A 19,175-nucleotide genomic window follows, 5' to 3' on the forward strand; every position below is an offset into this window, starting at 1 on the left:
GGGCACTTTTTTATCAGTGTCCGCTATCCGGGGTATAGTTCAGGAAAAAGGTCTTTTTAATTTGTATTTACTAAAAAATCATGTTTGGAAGGAGCTGTACCCTTTTTGTTATGTTGTTGCAGGCTCTAATTTCATAATTGCACCAAAATATTGTGAAGCAGTTGTGAACGTTATAAACGCACACAGTTCACTGATTTCATCATCAGATAAATAGTCTTTCAAAACATCAAAAGTGGCATCTGGTATATTGCCTTTTAATTTTAGGAATACCTCTGCGAATCCCACAGCAATTGAGATCTTTTCATCGAAAAGATGGGGTTCTGGTTTACCTTTAGCCTTACAATACTCACATCCATTGCCTTGTGCAAGCGTTCGCCTCACTTGCTCTTTTAACTTTTCTGTAAGTTTCCCGTCCTTCCCTAATTCATCTCCTAGCTGATTCCATAAATCCATTATTCCTTTGTTGTGCCCTAACAGTTTTTGAAAAGGGCTTTCCCCATTCGTAGATTCAGTAATTCTTGCCATATTTATCCCCTCCTTATAAAATTAATCTTATCGAATTATTTTGCTGATTCACATTAAGTTTCGAATTCAATTAACACTATTTATTTAGATAAATAACTAAAAAGGAGGATTCACTTTAAATATGAAAATTGACTCCATTGATAAGAAAATAATTGATGAATTAAATGAAAACAGTCGATTATCGATGAGTGAGCTTGGACGAAAGATCAGTTTATCTTCTCCGTCTGTTACAGAGCGTGTAAGGAGGATGGAATCCTTTGGAATAATAAAAAAATATACATTGGAAGTGGATTACGAAAAATTAGGGTATCCAATCCAATGTATCATTGAAGCAACAGTTAAAAATGGTGACTATAAATCTTTTAAAAGATTTATTGAAGCGTTACCTAATGTGGAATTTTGTTATCGAATAGCTGGTAATGCTTGTTTTATGCTTAAAATGCAGTTTGAAACTTTCTCAAAAGCAGAAGAGTTTATTGAAAAAGCGAATCCCTATGCCCATACCGTAACGCATTTTATTTTTTCGAGTGTGCCTACAAATCTTAAGATTAACTCTTAAACTCAGTTTTTTTCCTTGGAATTTTGATAAAAACCGATTTTAGTATAGTCCCGCCTTTTGTGGGAAAAGCAGTAATTCTAAATTATAGAAAAAAGGAGCTGGTTTTACCAAGCTCCTTTAAAGTAACTAGCAACAATCACTTTCATTTCCTACTAGAACAAGTCCATTTGCTTCTTTGCTGAAATCCAGTACAAGATCCTGTGTCACACTTTCAATGTTAGGATCAATCGCCACTGTGATTCCGTTAATCTCAAAAATATTATCCTCTTCACCTGGCACATCCAGAGCCAGTCCTACTTTGGGCTGTCCTCAGCCAAATCCTGCAAAATAAAAACGCACGTTTTTGGCATTGTGTTCTTCAAACAACTGTTTCAAGAAATCACGAGCCTGATCTGTGATATTCATGTTCTCCTCACCCCTGCTCTATATTTAAATGAAAACTCAAACTATTTTACCGTTAAGCATTAGGAAAAAGACGATGAAGAGAAGCTTTCATTTCTGGTTTTACATTGATTTTTGGACGTGCGGCCTTTGCCATCTCTTCCGCTTCTTCAATTGTGTTAGCTTTTCCTAGCGATAACAATGATCCAATTGCAACAGTCCCCGTGCGGTTGCTTCCTCCTGCGCAGTGGAAGTATACTTTTTTCCCCTCATTAAAGGCATTCACCACATGCTCAATAGACTGTTTAATGGATTCATCCTGATTTTCTGCATCATCCACAATGGGACTATGAATCCGATCATAGCCCGCTTCCGGAGCCTCTGCCCGCAAATCGAAAATCACATCCGCTTTTTCACTTTTCATCATCTCTTCTACATCATCTGCACCGCCAATGTAGATACGATCTTTAATTAATTCATGATAGTTTTTTGTCATGCTGCTCCCGCCTTTATTATGATTTGCTCGAATCGTGTGTTGCCGTTCTTTTTCCGTAACCCATCCTCTTTTAAACTCGCTATTGATTGATAAACTTCTTCAATTCCTTGTATCCAGTGCCTTCTTCACTCTGTAACGGAACGATGGCGCATTTTTCACTTAGCTCATTAGTCACTTTTTCAATCCAGTTGATCTCAGCACCTGCTCTTCCTTTTAGTACAGGATCTTTTGTTTCTGTTGCATATAGACTTTGATTAATCAGCCACCACTTAGGAATGATGTCTGCCCGCTTTAAGTCATCCTGCAAACGTCCAGCTTCCAGTACAGGAGTCGCTTCAGCCAATGTCACGATCACGACACCTGTTTCTTTTGGGTTTCTTAACCTTGGAAGCAGCATTTTTACACTTTCAGGCACCTCGCCCGTTGAGCGCGCAAGCTCTTTATGATAGGACTGGGCTGCATCCAGCAGCAAGAGGGTATGTCCTGATGGAGCGGTGTCAATGACCACCACTTCATCCTTCGATTTCTCAACTACTCCTGCAAATGCCCGAAATACCGCAATCTCCTCTGTACATGGGGAATTTAAATCCTCTTCTATATAAGCTAAAGACTCATCATCCAGTTCATCACTTACATTGGAAAGGACCTCGGCTTTATAAGCCTCAACTTCTTTTTTCGGATCGATGCGGCTGATGCTCAGGTTCTGATTCAGCTGGCTATTCTGGAAAACAAATTCGAGATGAGCTGCTGGATCCGTTGTGGTCAAATGGACTTTTTGACCTTTTTCTGCTAAGCCAACCGCGATAGCCGATGCCATTGTTGTTTTGCCGACTCCGCCCTTGCCCATTGTAAAGATAACTCTTGTATTAGTAGAAGAAAAATCTTCAATGACTTCACTTAGTCCAGGCAAACTGATCAATTTTTGCTCCATAGCCAATTCAGTCTGCGGAAGGATAAACTGCTTAAACAAATAGCGCAGATTTTTAATTCCTGTAAGGGAATAGGAGACGAATGGCAGTGAATAAGTCTCCACTTGCTTCAAATTGTCTGGCATCCGTTTTAAAGCGTTCCGCTGACGATGGAAGAATGACTCTGAAACCTCATCACCATGAATATGAGACTGCATTAATCCATTTATAATCAGACTCTGGTTTTTGATGCCAATCTCTTTTAATTCTTTAGAGGCACGGCTTGCTTCAACTAAAGAAGATTCATCTGGTCTTGCCACCAGAATTAATGTGGTTTGGGCCGAATCAGCAAGTGCTTCCATTGTAATGGAATAAATCTGTTTCTTTTCCGCAAGTCCTGAGAGTGGTCCAAGGCATGAAGCATGAGTGCTTTCTTCTAAAAATCCGCTCCAGGCGGTTGGCAGCTGAAGGAGACGAAGAGTATGGCCTGTTGGTGCGGTATCAAAAATAATGTGATCATAAGCCTCTACAACTGAGGTGTCAGAAAGCAAACTGGTGAATTCATCAAATGCGGCAATTTCAACCGTACAGGCACCTGATAGCTGTTCTTCCATTGTCGACACAACTGAATCTGGGAGTTTGCCGCGATAAGGTCCAATCGTCTTTTCGCGATAAGCGCGGGCTGCTTCCTCTGGGTCAAGGTTACACGCAGAAAGATTCGAAACCCCAGGCACAGGCATAGGTGTGTTTGTTAGCTCCACCTCTAAAACATCCTGCAAGTTGGAAGCAGGATCCGTACTGACGAGCAGAACCCGCTTTCCTTCATCCGCAAGCTTGACAGCCGAGGCACAAGCCGTTGACGTTTTCCCTACCCCTCCTTTTCCTGTAAAGAAAAGAAATTTCGTATTCGTTACCGCCCTTGTATCAAATGGTTGAAACATGCTTTTTCTCCTTCCAATTTTCAGATCAGCTTGAATTTTACGTTTGGCTTTTTAAGAGCGAGATCTTCGACGTTCACTTCAAACCATTGTGCAAGTTCATCGTTTGATGGATACTTGCCTTCCTTCACGACTGCTCCGTTTAATAACGTAACTGGCAGTGCATCTGGTCCCTTTTCATGAAGTACCTTATTTACCTCTTTATTGTCTGCAAACACAGCTGGTTCATTGGCCAGGTTGTATCGTTTAATATCAAAGCCTTTTTTCTCCAATGCGAAGACAGCCGATGCCATTCTGGTTAGTTCCGGGTCTACACTCGGACCGCACACACCCGTTGGACAGCATAGTGCAGGGTCAAAGATTTCAATTTTATTCATGATTTTCGCTCCCTTACAATTAAATAAGCATATACTTATATATAAAATGAAAGGATAGCCAAGAGAGTGATTTCTCTTGGCTATTTTCTTTTACTTCCCTGTTTCGGCAAACGTTTTAATACGGTCAGCTATTTCATCACGCACACGCTGGAAGAACGCCCATTTTTCTTCATCTGTTCCTTCTGCTTTTGCAGGATCATCAAATCCCCAGTGTTCGCGTTTTACATGAGGAGGAGTCAGCGGGCACTTATCTGCTGCATCACCGCAAAGTGTCACAACCAAATCAGCATTATTCAGAATTTCAGGATCAATAATATCAGAAGTCTGATTGGAAATATCAATGCCCGCTTCTTTCATTGCCTTTACCGCATTTGGGTTCAAACCATGTGCTTCGATTCCTGCACTATATACATTCCACTCATCCCCTAAATGCTGCTTTGCCCATCCTTCAGCCATCTGGCTGCGGCAAGAGTTACCTGTACATAGAAAGTAGATTGTTTTTTTAGTCATGTTGAGATTCTCCTTTTAGGTAAGTTTTTTTAAATGATCAGTAACCAAATATATAGACCAGCCAATGTAATGAACAATGTTGGAATGGTTAAAATAATGCCGGTTTTAAAGTAAGTTCCCCAGGAGATTTTAACTCCCTTTAAAGACAACACATGAAGCCATAGTAAGGTTGCGAGAGAACCAATCGGTGTAATCTTCGGACCTAAATCAGATCCAATGACATTCGCATAGATAAGTGCTTCCCGGATCACACCGCTAGTATTGGTGTCAGCAATAGCAAGCGCGTCAATCATAACAGTTGGCATATTATTCATCACAGATGAAAGAATAGCCGCAATGAATCCCATGCCGATTGTCGCTGCAAATAGTCCCTGGTCAGCAGTCAGCTGGATTAAATCAGCTAAAACATTGGTAAGACCTACGTTTCTCAGCCCGTAAACTACTACATACATTCCGATGGAGAAGAACACAATGGCCCAAGGTGCACCTTTTATTACGGTACGCGTATTGACTGCTGGGCTTCTGCGCGCCATGAGCAGGAAGAAAATCGCTACAATTCCTGCAATAATCGAAACCGGTACGCCAATAAATTCACTTGCAAAATAGCCGATTAATAAGATTCCCAACACGAGCCAGGACAAACGGAACATTTTGTTGTCACGAACAGCCTCTGTTGGCTTTTTCAAATGTGATAGATCATAACTCTTCGGTATGCTTTTTCTAAAGTATAAGTATAAGACGATGATGCTGGCTCCCAGTGAAAAGAAGTTGGGAATAATCATTCTGGATGCAAATTCCACAAACCCGATTCCAAAAAAGTCAGCCGAAACGATATTAACGAGGTTGCTGACAACCAAAGGCAGTGATGTCGTATCAGCAATAAACCCGCTAGCAATAATAAATGGAAAAACCATTTTTTCTTCAAACTTCAAGTTTCTTACCATCGCTAGGACAATTGGCGTCAGAATCAATGCTGCTCCATCATTCGCGAAAAATGCCGCAACCAAAGCTCCCAATATGGAAACATACACGAACATCCTTACTCCGTTTCCTTTTGCAGCTCTTGCCATATGAAGAGCTGCCCATTCAAAAAATCCAATCTCATCTAAAATGAGTGAAATGATGATGATGGCAATGAAAGCCAGCGTTGCATTCCAGACAATCGATGTAACATCTATCACATCATTGAAGTCAACTACACCTACAATCAAGGCAAGAATAGCGCCTCCACAGGCAGACCAACCAATCGATAAACCTTTTGGCTGCCATATTACTAAAATGAGGGTGATCAAAAATATCACCGATGCTAATACAATTTGAGTCAATGTGATACCCCCTCTTACTCACAAGAAATTCTTAGTCCCTGTTCTTCCAGTTCTGATAGTTTATAATCCTGGCTTGGAAGGTGACCCAGCAGGTTATGCACCATTGGATAGTAGTCACTGTCCTTATTCAGTGAATAGATAATCCATTGTCCTCTCCTGGCTTCCCTTACCACGCCTGCATCTTTTAACTTCCGAATATGCTGGCTGATGGCAGGCTGGCTCATTTTAAATATCTCCACAAATTCACAAACGCAACAATCGTTGTTGTCTAGAATTTTTACCATAGTTAATCGCGTTTTATCGCCCAATAATTTTAAGATGGCTGCTGCTTTATCGATTTCAACTGTGGTTAATCTCATCCTGTGTTCACCTCCGACTTTCCGGTATCAGTATATAATAATTCACTTATATAAGTAAATGCTTTTTTTCTTATTTACAAAACCTTTACATTTAGTTTGCTTTTATCATAGTAAATTATTAAGTGATTACCATCAAAATTGATTAGCAAACAAAAAAAGGCGGCTAAATAGCAGCCACACCTTTTATCAACAAATTGCCATTATATAATTAAAAATTTTTTCCATTGCGATGCCGGCAGCATGGCAGGCATACAAGCTTTAATTCCAGACTGCCTTTTTGGCAAGGGCTGCAAGCTCAAGCCTTTCAAGTGTTTCACAGTATACCTGCAGGATCTCTCCATTAATCAATTCGTCCAGCTTCAGAAAATACTCCAATACTTGATCATTTTCAAACCAATCTCCAGATTCTGCTTCATGCTGGTTCGCATTTTTCCAGGCATTTTCAAGGCTCGGGCTATAAATTCGCCGGCCGCCCGGCCGAATCCGGCACGACTTTAATTGAAATTGATATTTCCCCCCCGGAAGACCTTCATGGACATCATTAAAGATATGCGGCCAATAATCTTTCCTTGATCCAGTATGGGGCTGAGTATATGCCCATTGTTCGGTTAGGGTCAGCACCTCTTTGTCCTTAAACAGGACATCATACAGCTTTTTCCCTAAAAGGATCCGCTCCTGGAGCGATTCAAACTGATTCACAGTCTGGCCTTTCAAATGTATAGTTCCATTCTTCTCAAAGGGGAAAAGGATGTGATTCAAGGACAGAAGTTCCTGCAGCTTAAATTCAAGCTTATGAAACACCTCATGTTTATAAAAAGAGTTTTGTAGCACCCTTTTTTCTATATAGTTTTGTTCATTTATGATAAAAGCAGTTGTCAGTATATAATGATCTTGCCTTTTCCAGAAACAGCTCCAGACTGTTTCCATGAAGAAGGAAATATTAAGGTGAGAAAACAGGGTAAATAATGGCCGGTTCCTTTTCAGGCTTTCCCGGTAAATTAATAATTGCGGATAGGCATCTTGAAAAATGAGCCAGTTCCCTCTTTCCAGAAAAGAAAAAAAGGAGTGTTTTTCTCGATCAGATAATAATCGGGACAGGATCTCCCCTTTTAAATCGGTCATACTCCAGCCGCCATTGCGGGAAACCATATGGGCCAAAAACGCCCAATGGACTTCCGGATGCTGCCGGTAGAAATCCAGATAGGCTTTTGTCCGGGTGACATTATTTAGGTTACATTCTTTTGTCTCCTTTTTCACCTGATCCAAAATCCCTTTTTCTTCATCTGAAAGATTTACCGGCTTATGCACTGCTGCCCCTTTCTTTAATTCTTCTTTTAACCAGCCCAATGGGTGTTTCTTTTGAAAAAAGATAAGCATCCCTCCTCCATGAATTCTCTCTCTGTCATGTGAATATGTATTTATAGGAGCAATTTAACCGGAGAGGAATGTGCATGAAATGACCAATATCACCGCTGGCATGAAGCGTCTCATTGCCGCATTAAAAAGAGGCCAATCTTCTGATGGTTCATGGAATTATCCTTTTGAAACCGGCATCTCAACAGACGCTTATATGATCATTTTATTAAGGACACTGGAGATGCATGATGAAAAATTAATTCAGGGACTGGCAGCAAGAATTCTAAGCAAGCAGGAGGAAAATGGCGCCTGGAAGCTTTTCCGGGATGAACAGGATGGAAATGCAAATGCCACACTGGAGGCTTATTATGGACTTCTATATTCGGGCTATATTGAGAAGGAAGATCCCAGAATGAAAGCTGCCGGAAATTTTATAAGGGAGCACGGCGGATTGGAGAGCGCAAATGTTATTACCAAAATTATGCTATCCACTACGGGACAATATCCATGGCCTGAATCCTTTCCGATTCCCGTTGAGATTATGCTCCTGCCACTCTCCTTCCCTTTCAACTTTTATCAGTTTTCGGTGTATGGGCGTGTGAATCTGGCTCCGATTCTGATTCTTACAGAGAAAAAATTCAGCATCAAAACGGAAAACAGCCCAGACCTTTCTGACTTGCTGTTAACAAGAGCCCGGTGGGATATTCAGCCGGAATACCGATCATTCTTATCATTCATTAAAGAAGGTGTGGAAGATCTTTTGGGGCTGCCAGAACAGCTTCACTCATTGGCAATGGACCGGGCAAAGGATTATATGCTTGAGCGGATTGAGCCGGATGGAACATTCTATAGTTATTTCAGCTCAACCTTTTTAATGATTTTTGCACTCCTGTCTCTTGGCTATTCGAAGGATGAACCTGTTATAAAGAATGCGGTTGCGGGACTGAAATCGCTGCGTACTGATATAGACGGGCTCCCTCATATACAATACGCAAACTCCAGTATATGGAATACATCTCTCATAAACACAGCCCTCCAATTAGCCGGTGTTTCTCCCGATGACCCTGCAGTAAGGAAAGCAAACACCTATTTACTGATGCGTCAGCATGATCAGCTGGGGGACTGGGCTATCCATAACCCCCATGGAAAGCCCGGCGGATGGGGATTTTCCGATGTCAACACCCTCAACCCGGATGTCGATGATACCACCGCTTCATTGAGGGCGATCGCCAGAAGTGTCGAGGACAGTTCTGAATATCAGGATGCCTGGGATCGCGGCATTCAGTGGCTGGTATCCATGCAGAATGATGATGGCGGCTGGCCATCCTTTGAAAGAAATACCGAAAATCCATGGCTCGCCTTTCTTCCAATTGAAAAGGGTAAATATATGTTTGGAGACCCAGCCTCAGCCGACCTGACCGGGAGAACACTTGAGTTTTTAGGAAACTATACGAATCTCCCAGCTGCTGACCCTTTGATAAAAAATGCGGTTAACTGGCTGTTGGATCATCAGGAACAAGATGGGTCCTGGTATGGCAGATGGGGCATTTGCTATATATACGGGACATGGGCATCGGTAACAGGGCTTGTTGCGGCAGGCCATTCAAACCATCCTTCTGTCAGGAAGGCTTGTGGCTGGCTGAAGAAAATACAAAACGAGGATGGTGGCTGGGGAGAATCCTGCCTGAGTGACAGCCAAAATTCATATGTTCCCTTGAATGCAAGTACCCTTACAGACACGGCGTGGGCAGTTGATGCTCTAATTGCAGCGGAAGACCAGCCAAATGAACAGATTCAAAAAGGAATTCAGTACTTGCTGAACTCGATTGAAAAAGAGGATTGGACGACAGCCTATCCAAAAGGGCAGGCCATGGCCGGAAGCTTTTACATTCATTATCACAGCTACCGGTATATCTTCCCTCTTATGACTTTGGCTCATTATCGGGGGAAGTTTGGGGAATGACGCAAGTAGTTCAGATAGTGCGGACAAAATGCTAACTAAATTTCATATATATAAAAACGCTTGGATTTTATACCAAGCGTTCTTAGTTGAAAAGGAGGTTATATAAAACCTTATTCAGCAATTTCCCAAGCTGGATTATAAACTACTTCCCACAAATGTCCGTCAGGGTCCTGGAAGTATCCAGAGTACCCTCCCCAAAAGGTATCGTGTGCTGGAACTGTTATAACTGCTCCAGCTTTATATGCCTGTTCCATTACTATATCGACCTCTTCCTTACTCCCTACGTTATGACCAAGTGTAAATTCTGCAGGGCTTTTTGGTGACTGTTTTAAGTTTGTATCATGGGCTATATCCTTACGATTCCATATGGCAAGTTTTACTCCATATTGTAAATCAAAAAACGCAACAGCCCCATGCTCAAATTCTTGACCTACTATTCCTTCTGTTGATAGGCCAAGTCCATCCTGATAGAACTTCAATGACCTTTTCAAATCATCTACACCCAATGTTATTACTGAAATTCGCGGTTTCATTTAATCCCTCCTAAAAAATGTACTCTGTTCATTTTAAAATACGTGGGCTAACAAATCGAATATTTATTGAACTAACATTGGATGTCCCTGCAAAGTGAATAACCCTAGAACCTTTCACCGAAATATCAGGCTGACAGTACTCTTGTCAAAATTTCAGGAATTTACAGCCCTCCCCTGGAAATACTAAACAGGTAACGGCATTTTCATTGGAGGGCATTAACTTGAACAACACCTGGCTATCGCTCATACCATTTATTATCGTAATCGGAATGTCCATCTGGCTGAAGAATATCCTGCCAGGATTGGTGGCAGGCATCCTTGTTGGTTCCATAATAGTGTCCGCGGACCTGCTGTCGGGCACGGAACAGTCGGTCACATATATTGTAACCACGCTTTCCGATGAAACGAATATCAAGATAGTCGGATTTTTATATCTGTTCGGCGGGCTTGTGGGAATGATGAATATTGCGGGCGGCATTAAGGGCTTTTCCGAATGGGCCGGCAGACGGATCCGCTCTGAACGCAGTCTTCTTGTGTTCATCTGGATCACTCTCCCATTCACCTTCATGATGCCGATGTTTCGGATTATGATGATCGGGCCCATTATCAAATCCTTAATTAAAAAAATGAATCTCTCCAAACAGAAAGTCGGCATGACTCTCGATATCTCAACCGAATCAGTGATTGTGCTGCTTCCGGTTGCGACAGCTTTTGTAGGCTTCATGGTATCCCTTGTTGAAGGCGGTATCAGCGGGCTGGATCTGGATATGTCCGCATATGAGATTTTTTTATTAAGTATTCTGTTTAATTTTTACGCGATCATTATGCTTCTGATTGGGATTGTGCAGACTTTTTGGAGCCGGAAAAAGACAGGAGAGCAAAAAGCTGAAGTCCATACCGATTTGGAGGAAAAAGAGCATGAATTCCACCGGTTGGGAATTAAAAAAGAATTATCGCTCGTAAAAGCCCAGCCATGGCATTTAATTTTCCCCGTGGTTTTATTACTTTCCTTTTCTCTTTTTCTATTATGGCAGGACGGAATGTCGCAGGGTGCAAATACGATTTTCGAGGCTTTTTCCATGGCCGACGCTACATTTGTGATGCTGCTGGCTGTTTTTATTACCCTTGTCCTCACCTTTATTTTCTACATAATCAGACGGGAAAAAATGAACGAAATTCTTTATCACTTTTACGATGGAGGCAATCAGATGATGGAAGCGATCAGCTTGCTCATCCTGATTTGGGCTCTGACACTGGCGGCGGAGGATCTTGGTTTTTCGGATTTTATCGGGAGCTCACTCGGAAGCTTTCTGCCAGCATTCTTGACACCGGCTGCCATATTTGTGCTCGGTTCAGTGGTCGGCTATTTTATCGGAAGCTCCTGGGGAACCTGGGGATTATTCATGCCGCTCGGAATTACCCTCGCGGTTTCAACCGGCGCTTCCATTCCGCTTACCGTTGGAGCCGTGTTCGCAAGCGGGGCATTCGGAGCGCTGTCCTCACCGCTTGGAGATACGACCATTACCACTGCTTCGATTTTAGATATGGACCTTGTTGACTATGCACGATATAAATTGAAGATTTCAGCCATTGGGGCTATGCTTGCTGCCGCACTATTTATTGCTTCAGGATTGTTAATTTCATAGACAGTCTGTTCCTTTTGCTAAAAACTTAGGTCATCCAGCTTGGCGCTCATTTGGGATCCGTGAGATTGGGAGCAACTTCGGACACAGGAAGGGGAAATCCAGCTGGCGTCGTCGGAAACCGAGTCAACTTCGGACTCAGAAAACCGGCAACCCTGGGTCTGTGTCAGAACCCGAGGCTACTTCGGACTCAGAATGCAGGAAACCGCGGTTCTGTGTCAGAACCCGAAGCTACTTCTGACACACAAAGCTGGAAACCCTGGTTCTGTGTCAGAACCCGAGCCTACTTCGGACTCAGAATGCAGGAAACCCTGCTCCTGTGTCAGAACCCGAAACAACTTCGGACACAAAAAGCAGGAAACCACAAATCTGTGTCCGAACCTATAAACTTCAGAATGAGAAAACACTAAAAGGCGATCCTCCACCCGGAGAATCGCCTCATTTTATTCCTGTTTCCTATTCCTAATCTCCTTTTCAACCTTTCGCAGTGCCTTTTTCGATCCTCTCTCCAGATCATGCTGCAGCTTCCGTTCATGGTAACTGGTAAATAGGGTAGTCCTGTCATACCCTTCCGGATACAGCTCGCTTGCTTTAATGTCCAGTTCAATCCGCTTGCTGTTCACTTCCACTATTTCATCTTTATAGAACAGCTTGATGTTATTGAATTTATCTATTGGCTCATATACAATGGCGTAATCATCCTGGCTGATCAGTTTTACACGGTCACCGATTTCATAAGGATATTCGTCTATGTTCTGCTTCACTTCAATCACTGGCTTCTTTATTTTGTTCTCTCTTACTGCTTCCAGATTATAATCCTTGTTTTCAATATACATTTGCGCGCGCTTCAGGACATGTTCGCGGATATTCATTTTTCTGGAAATCCAAAGCGCATTGCTCTCTCCAGATTCACCTATTAAGAGCGTATACATCGGCTTCAATTCCGCGCTATCGAATAGCATGGCAGCGTTCATAAAATCATTATGCATTTCAGAATAACGTTTAATCTCACCGTAATGAGTAGTGGCAACTGTGATGCATCCCATATGATAAAACTCTTCAAGAATCGCAATGGCCAATGCAGCACCTTCATTCGGCTCTGTTCCGCTTCCAATTTCATCGAATAAAAGCAGCGTATTATTAATGGAAGCACTCATAATCTCTGAAATATTTTTCATATGGGAAGAAAACGTGCTTAGCGCGTTCTCGATGCTCTGATTATCGCCAATATCAACAAAGACATTGTCAAAGATGGCGATTTCACTTCCCGGCTTCGCCATAATATGAAACCCGGACATGACAGCCAGAGAGAGGATTCCGATTGTCTTTAAGACGACGGTTTTCCCGCCAGCATTTGGGCCGGTTATAACTAAGCTTCTATAGTCCTTCCCGATTTCAAAATCCAGCGGGACAACGTTTCCTTCCAATAAAGGATGCCTGCTGCTTACTAATTTGATGTACCCATGATTATTAATCCCCGGTTCTATGGCGTCCGTACTTTTGCTGTACTTCGCTTTCGCAAAAATCATGTCGTACTGGCTTATGCATTCAATATTGATGCAGATCTCATGAATGGACTCAAGAATCGCTCCGGAAAGTGTGGCTAAAATTTGATATTCCTCCACCGACTCCTCCGATTTCAGCATAGCCAATTCCACATTAAGCTTTGAAACGGCATCAGGTTCTATGAAGACAGTGGACCCTTTTGAAGATGTTTCGATTACTGTTCCGGCTACCTGATTCTTAAAGGATGCTTTAATGGGAATCGTAAAACGGTCATCCTTTTTGCTTATATAAAATTCTTGGATGTATTCCTTATTTGCACTGCTCCGCAGGAACTTATTCAATCGTTCTTCAATTTTCTCTTCGGTTTTGGCAATATGATTTCTAATCCGTTTCAGGTCTTTGCTGGCACCTGAGTCAACCATGTTTCCTTTGATTGCAAATAAGATCTCTTCTTCGATATTCCTGAATTCCGTCATAGATAAAGCATAGGTGTAGAGAACTGGCGCAAAAAATTCTTTATCTGCCATAAACTTTTTGATTTTCCGGCAGCCTCTTAGAAAATCGGATACAGCGTTTAACTCTGATGGAGTTAATATGATCCCTTTTTCCACTTTTTCAATAATACTGGTGATATTGGAAATGCCGGTTAATGGCAAATGCTTTTCGGCGTCCAGCAGCCTTCTCGCCTCGCTTGTTTCATTTAAGCGATTTCGGACGGCTTTTATATTTGAGCTCGGCTCCAGCTTATCGATCAGCGCTTTCCCTAAACTGCTGACGCAATGCTGCTTTACTTTATTCTTCAATTCATGGTATTGCAATTTATCAAAGGTCATTCCATTCATTATCTCTGCCTCATTCCAAATAAAATAGCCCGCGTAAGCCTTCTCCTACTCCAATGTAAATTGGGCAGAAAGCTTCCGCGGGCGTTCTACTTTTCGAACAGGCATAAACAAACTAAACCCTTAAGCAGGCTTAGTGTCTAAAGCTACACGAATATATAGAAATGGAAGCAGTCTGATAGCAGGTATTCAAACAAAACATGTTTGAAAAAAGGCATTCCTAATAAACTGGCGATAACCAGAAAATCAGCACCTTATTCAACTAAATAATTAGTTGACACCTGCAATCGACATACTTCACCACACCTTTTAATAATATGAAATTAATGTAGCACGGAACTGCCAGTCTCGTCAAACTGCTTTTGGAAATTATTTGTACATTTATTCAAAAAGAAAGTGCACCTTTTCCAAAAGGCGCACTTTCTTTGAATTTGATTCTTTACTCAGTTTCTTCTTCAGTGCCTTCTTCAGTTCCCGTATCTTCAGTTTCTTCTGTGTTAGTCTCGTCAGTATCATCTTCATTGCTGCAGCCTGTCGCCACACCTGTAATCATTAAAACTGCCATCATAGCTAATAACCATTTTTTCATTTCCAATTCCTCCTTGGCTGCTTTATTTGTTACAGTAGTAATCATAGAAGAATCTGGACAGAAATAGAAGGTCTTAATCCATATTTTTACATATATTAACCTTCTTTTAAGAAAGTTAATGAAAATAAAACATAGGTTTTTCATATAGCGGGACTAATAGCCCTTCACAAAGTGGTACTTTGAAACTCATGGTCTAAGCTATTTCCGGGTAAAATGCCGGCACTCATTCTCCCCCGTCATCTTCACCATCATCACTGTCTCCTGTATTAATTTCATCGCCGTTCCCGGAATGATCGACTTCATCAAAAATCCTTTAATAGAATCACGAATATTTTTAATTGTATCTGCACAATCATTCCAGTAATTTGCATTTAAAAAACTCTCTAAACAGCTTGTTTTTTATATCTTGATATAAGGTAGAGGCAAAGTACTGCTATAAAAAGAAAAGTTAGTATCAGACCCCAGTTTTTAATCATTCGGCAGCAACCCTACATAATCTTTTTTATTGGTATGAAATTACTTAGTCGAAGATTACCTATTTGGAAGTGTTGCCTCTCAAGGATTCTGTTAAAATATATTTATTTGAAGGAATACGGCAATTCTTTTAGGAGAGGGATAATCATTGAACATTGGATTAGGACTTTTACTTGCACCTATCGCATTCATTTTTATGGCATTGGGGACCATCTCACTTAAAAAGAGGGATAGACTGATTGGCAATGGCTTGTTAATAGCGGGAGCCATCTTTTTACTCGGAAGTGTTATCCTGTTGGCTGGCTTATATGACCCTTATTCAAATCATATTCGTTAAAGATTTTCCGAAAGAACGCAAAAAAGCATCAAACAATTTGATGCTTTTTTCTATAACGCCACGCGGCCTATGATCCTCTTTAACTCCTGCACTCTCTCAGGATCAATCGCATGCTCATAGCTTGATTGGATACGTACTCCTGTACCAAAGTGAACTTCAGTAACTGGCACCTCATTCATAAATCTTTTGATATTTTCAACAGAAAGCCCTGCCCCTGCCATAATCTTTATATGACTATCTGCAGTAAGCTCATGGAGGCGCTTCAGTCTTTCTGCTGCATCTGCAGCACTTCTCCGGCCTCCGGATGTAAGGATCCTCGAAATTTGTGGATACTGCTTTAGGCTTTCCAAAGCTGCAAATTGATCATCGGCTTCATCAAAGGCGCGGTGGAAGGTAATATCCATTCCTTCTGCGGCATTGATTAATTGCTCTATATGATCGTTATGTACGTGATAGTCAAGTGTAAGAACGCCAAATACTACACCTGCTACTCCTAATTTTTTGCAGACTTTTATATCCTGAATCATTATTTCGATATCCTCTTCGGAATAGTAAAACCCGCGGCTGTGCGGACGTATCATCACATTTACTGGGATTGTTAATTCCTTGCACACTCTTTCAATGACACCATAGCTTGGGGTTAAACCGCCCTCCGCCAGCCCGGTTACCAGTTCAATTCTGCCTGCGCCGGCTTCCTGGGCAATTAGCGCATCACTCAGGGTGTCTGCGATCACTTCTATTAACATGTTTATGTATCTCCTTTAATAGTGAGTTCTCATTAGTTGACCTTAATCAATTTAAAGCAATTTCTCCCTAAAGCTCATATATGAGTAATCCCGCTATCTACCCCATCTCATTATACACTTTGTTCAAAGCACAGAATACCAAGTTAGTAAGCTGGAGTGACATAGTAATGCAAAAATAAAAAACCAGGCACATCAGGACCTGGTCAAAATTGACTTATACTATACTGTTTTCAGCTTTCTCTTAATCTTAGCAGCAAAGATTTCAAGGATTACAGCAACGGCCAGAATAAAATAAGTAATAGCGCCGATCTCCCGCATATCCAGGTAAAAGCTGCTTGCCATGAACATGTCAAATCCGATTCCGCCGGCTCCTGCTGCTGCTCCCATGGCAACCGCGACGGCGAAGTTAATTTCAAAGCGGAGAAATGTCCAGGAGATCATATAAGTGATGGAAGATGGGATAACTGCTTGAAAGACAATTTGCCACCAATTGGCTCCGCTCGCCTGCAGCGCTTCAATTACTCCCCTATCCAGTTCTTCAAAGGACTCTGAATAGGCTTTGATTAGATAACCGATCGAGTGGAAGGTCATTCCAATCACTGCAGCAGTACTCCCAAGGCCGGCTGCAACCGCGAAAATCAGCACCCACAGGACGGTCGGCACAGCTCTTATAAAGGCTACCATGCTTTTAATGACTATTGAAACCCTTCTCGAAGACAGATTCTCAGCGGCCATCAATCCGAATAGGACTGCAATTATGGCTCCAAACAAAGTTGTCAGAAATGCCAGCCCGAGTGTGACCATAACTTGGTAAAGGGCATGTCCAAAGGAGAAATGCTTCAAATGCGGTTCAAGGAATATGGTTTTTAAATTGGCGAATGTGCCGAGAAGCGCATCCATAAAGTCCAGTTCTTTATAATCAAAGCTGTAAAATGCATAGACTGTCAGCGCAGCCAGAATAAAGAGAGTTAATCTCGTCACAATGGCCGCTTTGTTCAAAGGCTTTGCCGGTATTCTTTTGCCGAGCAAATGAACGGATGGTGCTGTTACATTACTGAGCTGTTCCTTTACCTCCATTACAATATCACCTTCCTTACATAATTGGATGCATATTCGATCAATAGGATAGCAGCAATGATGACAACAACGACCAGACTTGCTGTGTCATAAGCCAAACTCTTATAGTATAAGTTGAATGTAAATCCGATTCCAGATCCTGTAAGCAGTCCAATTAATGTGGCACTGCGGATATTCGTTTCGATCATGAACAAAATCCAGCTGATTAATTGCGGAATGCTTGATGGAATCACCGATTGAAAGATGATGGAAAAGTAGCCTGCGCCTGTCGCTTTTAACGCCTCCACAGAACCCCCGCTTACTTCATCAATTGTTTCGGTAAAAGCTCTGGTTAAGAATCCAAATGACCCAAAGAACAAAGCAAAATAGCCAGTTAACGCGCTTTGTCCAAATGAAAACAGCAAAATCAGCGCCCAGGCGGCAACATCAATGTTACGAAAGACAGTGGCAATTCCTCTTGTAATCGCTCCAAAAAAGGCATTTACCCTTGTTGTATTCGAACCGAAAATGGAAAATAACAGGGCAAATACAGCAGCTGCTGTCGTAGCCGCAATCGAAACCAGGAGTGTTTCCTGCAGCTTATCAAGAATAACCGGCAGCTTTTCTAAGGATTCTGCGGTTGGATAAAAGTTCGCCATTCCCCATTGAATGGCTTTCGGGATAGAAGTAAAGCCCTTTAATACATTGTACTCCGTAATGATCATGGCAAGGATGGTCAAGGCTCCCAGGAGTAATAGGAAGGCAAGGGTGTTTCGCTTTTTCTTAGCAAAGATATCAGCCTGCATGTATGCCTCCAATGTCAAAGATTAAATCTTCAGCTTCCGATCCATATATCCGCTGAATATCTTCTGAAGTCAAGGCTTTAGCCGATCCATTATACACTACTTGCCCCTTGTTAATGCCGATGATCCTGTCAGAATATTTGATTGCTACATCAACCTGATGAAGATTTACAACTACGGTAATGCCCATTGTTGTTGAAACCTTCTTCAAGTGATCCATGATTACTTTTGCAGAATTAGGGTCCAGGGATGCAATGGGTTCGTCGCACAAAAGCATCCGAGGATTTTGAATAAGTGCACGGGCGATGCCTACCCGCTGCTTTTGCCCGCCGCTCAATTGGTCTGCACGCTTATAAATCATTTCGTTCAGGCCAAGCACATTCAAAATCTGGATTGCCTGCTTTTTTTCTTCATTGCTGTATAGCCCAAGGACACCAGCCCATGTTGATTTGGTTCCGAGTTTTCCGTGCAGAGTGTTCTCGATTACCGATAAACGGTTCACTAAATTATAGTGCTGAAAGATCATGCCGATTTTGGTGCGGACCTGTTTTAATTCTTTTTTCTTCAAGTCCATTACATGGTGATCCTGAAAGCGGATTTCCCCGCCAGACGCATCAATCATGCGGTTGATACAGCGGAGGAGTGTTGATTTCCCGGCTCCTGATGGGCCGATAATGGAAACGAACTCCCCTTCCTGAACCGAGAAGCTTACATCTGTTAATGCTTTCGAATCTTTGCCAAATTGCTTTGTAAGGTGATTAACTTCCAATAATGCTGCCAAGAGTTAACCCCTCCTATCCAATTGTTTTTTCCCGCTATCGGGCGTAAATGTACAAAACCTTAATCTATCTGCAAATGAATTTGGCCAAAAATCAAATAAAAACTATTTATCGCAAATATTTCGTTATTACAATCTATCCGCAAAGATATTATGGGAAAATCATTCACATAC

Annotated in this window: 20 protein-coding genes; 4 read left to right on the forward strand and 16 right to left on the reverse strand. The window is 41.9% G+C overall.

Annotation, left to right across the window (positions count from 1 at the left end; genetic code table 11):
- Positions 1–108: 108 nt before the first annotated feature.
- Positions 109–525 (reverse strand): carboxymuconolactone decarboxylase family protein, encoded by a 417-nt coding sequence (locus PBF_RS09010; protein ID WP_035329391.1) that lies wholly within the window; start codon positions 523–525, stop codon positions 109–111.
- Positions 526–646: 121 nt separating this feature from the next.
- On the opposite strand from PBF_RS09010, the gene PBF_RS09015 reads away from it, so the two are divergent.
- Positions 647–1,084 (forward strand): Lrp/AsnC family transcriptional regulator, encoded by a 438-nt coding sequence (locus PBF_RS09015; RefSeq protein WP_035329392.1) that lies wholly within the window; start codon positions 647–649, stop codon positions 1,082–1,084.
- Between the two features lie 126 nt (positions 1,085–1,210).
- On the opposite strand, the gene PBF_RS26105 is transcribed toward PBF_RS09015, so the two are convergent.
- The 8 genes from PBF_RS26105 to PBF_RS09050 all read right to left on the reverse strand — a co-directional run bounded on the left by PBF_RS26105 (position 1,211) and on the right by PBF_RS09050 (position 7,755).
- Entirely contained in the window at positions 1,211–1,363 is a 153-nt protein-coding gene (locus PBF_RS26105) for a hypothetical protein (protein ID WP_160169251.1), read from the reverse strand.
- 178 nt (positions 1,364–1,541) lie between these two features.
- Positions 1,542–1,961 carry a protein-tyrosine phosphatase family protein gene (locus PBF_RS09020; RefSeq protein ID WP_035329393.1) on the reverse strand — a complete coding sequence of 140 codons (420 nt, stop codon included), beginning with the start codon at positions 1,959–1,961 and terminating at the stop codon, positions 1,542–1,544.
- A gap of 79 nt (positions 1,962–2,040) precedes the next feature.
- Positions 2,041–3,810 (reverse strand): arsenical pump-driving ATPase, encoded by a 1,770-nt coding sequence (gene arsA, locus PBF_RS09025; RefSeq protein WP_035329394.1) that lies wholly within the window; start codon positions 3,808–3,810, stop codon positions 2,041–2,043.
- A 20-nt stretch (positions 3,811–3,830) separates the two neighbouring features.
- Positions 3,831–4,184 (reverse strand): arsenite efflux transporter metallochaperone ArsD, encoded by a 354-nt coding sequence (gene arsD / locus PBF_RS09030; protein WP_035329395.1) that lies wholly within the window; start codon positions 4,182–4,184, stop codon positions 3,831–3,833.
- A 90-nt stretch (positions 4,185–4,274) separates the two neighbouring features.
- Complete coding sequence (gene arsC, locus PBF_RS09035; RefSeq protein ID WP_035329396.1) at positions 4,275–4,694, reverse strand: arsenate reductase (thioredoxin); 420 nt, start codon at positions 4,692–4,694, stop codon at positions 4,275–4,277.
- A gap of 29 nt (positions 4,695–4,723) precedes the next feature.
- A complete protein-coding gene (locus PBF_RS09040) occupies positions 4,724–6,019 on the reverse strand; it encodes an arsenical efflux pump membrane protein ArsB (protein ID WP_035329397.1) in 1,296 nt (431 codons plus the stop codon).
- A 14-nt stretch (positions 6,020–6,033) separates the two neighbouring features.
- Complete coding sequence (locus PBF_RS09045) at positions 6,034–6,378, reverse strand: ArsR/SmtB family transcription factor (protein WP_035329399.1); 345 nt, start codon at positions 6,376–6,378, stop codon at positions 6,034–6,036.
- 258 nt (positions 6,379–6,636) lie between these two features.
- The gene (locus PBF_RS09050; protein ID WP_051488849.1) at positions 6,637–7,755 is read right to left on the reverse strand and encodes a DUF2515 family protein; all 1,119 of its coding nucleotides are present in this window, start codon (positions 7,753–7,755) and stop codon (positions 6,637–6,639) included.
- Between the two features lie 79 nt (positions 7,756–7,834).
- On the opposite strand from PBF_RS09050, the gene shc reads away from it, so the two are divergent.
- Positions 7,835–9,697 (forward strand): squalene--hopene cyclase, encoded by a 1,863-nt coding sequence (gene shc / locus PBF_RS09055; RefSeq protein ID WP_035329644.1) that lies wholly within the window; start codon positions 7,835–7,837, stop codon positions 9,695–9,697.
- Between the two features lie 110 nt (positions 9,698–9,807).
- On the opposite strand, the gene PBF_RS09060 is transcribed toward shc, so the two are convergent.
- Complete coding sequence (locus PBF_RS09060) at positions 9,808–10,230, reverse strand: VOC family protein (protein ID WP_035329400.1); 423 nt, start codon at positions 10,228–10,230, stop codon at positions 9,808–9,810.
- 221 nt (positions 10,231–10,451) lie between these two features.
- On the opposite strand from PBF_RS09060, the gene PBF_RS09065 reads away from it, so the two are divergent.
- Positions 10,452–11,876, forward strand: coding sequence for a Na+/H+ antiporter NhaC family protein (locus tag PBF_RS09065; RefSeq protein ID WP_081757256.1), 1,425 nt, complete (start codon positions 10,452–10,454; stop codon positions 11,874–11,876).
- Positions 11,877–12,316: 440 nt separating this feature from the next.
- Here PBF_RS09065 and PBF_RS09070 read toward each other — a convergent pair whose 3' ends face one another.
- Both PBF_RS09070 and PBF_RS26745 read right to left on the reverse strand, forming a co-directional pair.
- Entirely contained in the window at positions 12,317–14,221 is a 1,905-nt protein-coding gene (locus PBF_RS09070) for an endonuclease MutS2 (protein WP_035329401.1), read from the reverse strand.
- Positions 14,222–14,657: 436 nt separating this feature from the next.
- Complete coding sequence (locus PBF_RS26745) at positions 14,658–14,807, reverse strand: hypothetical protein (RefSeq protein WP_235192226.1); 150 nt, start codon at positions 14,805–14,807, stop codon at positions 14,658–14,660.
- 622 nt (positions 14,808–15,429) lie between these two features.
- On the opposite strand from PBF_RS26745, the gene PBF_RS09080 reads away from it, so the two are divergent.
- A complete protein-coding gene (locus PBF_RS09080; RefSeq protein ID WP_035329402.1) occupies positions 15,430–15,618 on the forward strand; it encodes a hypothetical protein in 189 nt (62 codons plus the stop codon).
- Between the two features lie 50 nt (positions 15,619–15,668).
- Here the strand turns inward: PBF_RS09080 and PBF_RS09085 are convergent, their stop codons facing one another.
- The 4 genes from PBF_RS09085 to phnC all read right to left on the reverse strand — a co-directional run bounded on the left by PBF_RS09085 (position 15,669) and on the right by phnC (position 19,004).
- Positions 15,669–16,364, reverse strand: coding sequence for a copper homeostasis protein CutC (locus PBF_RS09085; RefSeq protein WP_035329403.1), 696 nt, complete (start codon positions 16,362–16,364; stop codon positions 15,669–15,671).
- 219 nt (positions 16,365–16,583) lie between these two features.
- Positions 16,584–17,441 carry a PhnE/PtxC family ABC transporter permease gene (locus tag PBF_RS09090; RefSeq protein ID WP_035329404.1) on the reverse strand — a complete coding sequence of 286 codons (858 nt, stop codon included), beginning with the start codon at positions 17,439–17,441 and terminating at the stop codon, positions 16,584–16,586.
- A complete protein-coding gene (locus tag PBF_RS09095; RefSeq protein WP_035329405.1) occupies positions 17,441–18,226 on the reverse strand; it encodes a PhnE/PtxC family ABC transporter permease in 786 nt (261 codons plus the stop codon). Before PBF_RS09095 ends, PBF_RS09090 begins: the two co-directional genes overlap by 1 nt.
- Positions 18,216–19,004, reverse strand: coding sequence for a phosphonate ABC transporter ATP-binding protein (gene phnC / locus PBF_RS09100; RefSeq protein ID WP_035329406.1), 789 nt, complete (start codon positions 19,002–19,004; stop codon positions 18,216–18,218). The genes PBF_RS09095 and phnC overlap by 11 nt, the downstream gene beginning before the upstream one ends.
- Between the last annotated feature and the right edge of the window lie 171 nt (positions 19,005–19,175).

It is taken from the genome of Cytobacillus firmus DS1, assembly GCF_000565285.1.
In the GTDB taxonomy this organism is placed as follows: Bacteria; Bacillota; Bacilli; order Bacillales; family Cytobacillaceae; genus Cytobacillus; species Cytobacillus firmus_A.

Bases quoted from the DNA above. Each gene is read 5' to 3' on its own strand.
- arsC (WP_035329396.1), bottom strand. From the start codon at position 4,694: ATGACTAAAAAAACAATCTACTTTCTATGTACAGGTAACTCTTGCCGC.
- PBF_RS09085 (WP_035329403.1), bottom strand. From the start codon at position 16,364: ATGTTAATAGAAGTGATCGCAGACACCCTGAGTGATGCGCTAATTGCC.
- shc (WP_035329644.1), top strand. From the start codon at position 7,835: ATGACCAATATCACCGCTGGCATGAAGCGTCTCATTGCCGCATTAAAA.
- arsD (WP_035329395.1), bottom strand. From the start codon at position 4,184: ATGAATAAAATTGAAATCTTTGACCCTGCACTATGCTGTCCAACGGGT.
- PBF_RS09020 (WP_035329393.1), bottom strand. From the start codon at position 1,961: ATGACAAAAAACTATCATGAATTAATTAAAGATCGTATCTACATTGGC.
- PBF_RS09060 (WP_035329400.1), bottom strand. From the start codon at position 10,230: ATGAAACCGCGAATTTCAGTAATAACATTGGGTGTAGATGATTTGAAA.
- PBF_RS09095 (WP_035329405.1), bottom strand. From the start codon at position 18,226: ATGCAGGCTGATATCTTTGCTAAGAAAAAGCGAAACACCCTTGCCTTC.
- PBF_RS26745 (WP_235192226.1), bottom strand. From the start codon at position 14,807: ATGAAAAAATGGTTATTAGCTATGATGGCAGTTTTAATGATTACAGGT.
- PBF_RS09045 (WP_035329399.1), bottom strand. From the start codon at position 6,378: ATGAGATTAACCACAGTTGAAATCGATAAAGCAGCAGCCATCTTAAAA.
- PBF_RS09050 (WP_051488849.1), bottom strand. From the start codon at position 7,755: ATGCTTATCTTTTTTCAAAAGAAACACCCATTGGGCTGGTTAAAAGAA.
- arsA (WP_035329394.1), bottom strand. From the start codon at position 3,810: ATGTTTCAACCATTTGATACAAGGGCGGTAACGAATACGAAATTTCTT.
- PBF_RS09015 (WP_035329392.1), top strand. From the start codon at position 647: ATGAAAATTGACTCCATTGATAAGAAAATAATTGATGAATTAAATGAA.
- PBF_RS09010 (WP_035329391.1), bottom strand. From the start codon at position 525: ATGGCAAGAATTACTGAATCTACGAATGGGGAAAGCCCTTTTCAAAAA.
- PBF_RS09070 (WP_035329401.1), bottom strand. From the start codon at position 14,221: ATGAATGGAATGACCTTTGATAAATTGCAATACCATGAATTGAAGAAT.
- PBF_RS09090 (WP_035329404.1), bottom strand. From the start codon at position 17,441: ATGGAGGTAAAGGAACAGCTCAGTAATGTAACAGCACCATCCGTTCAT.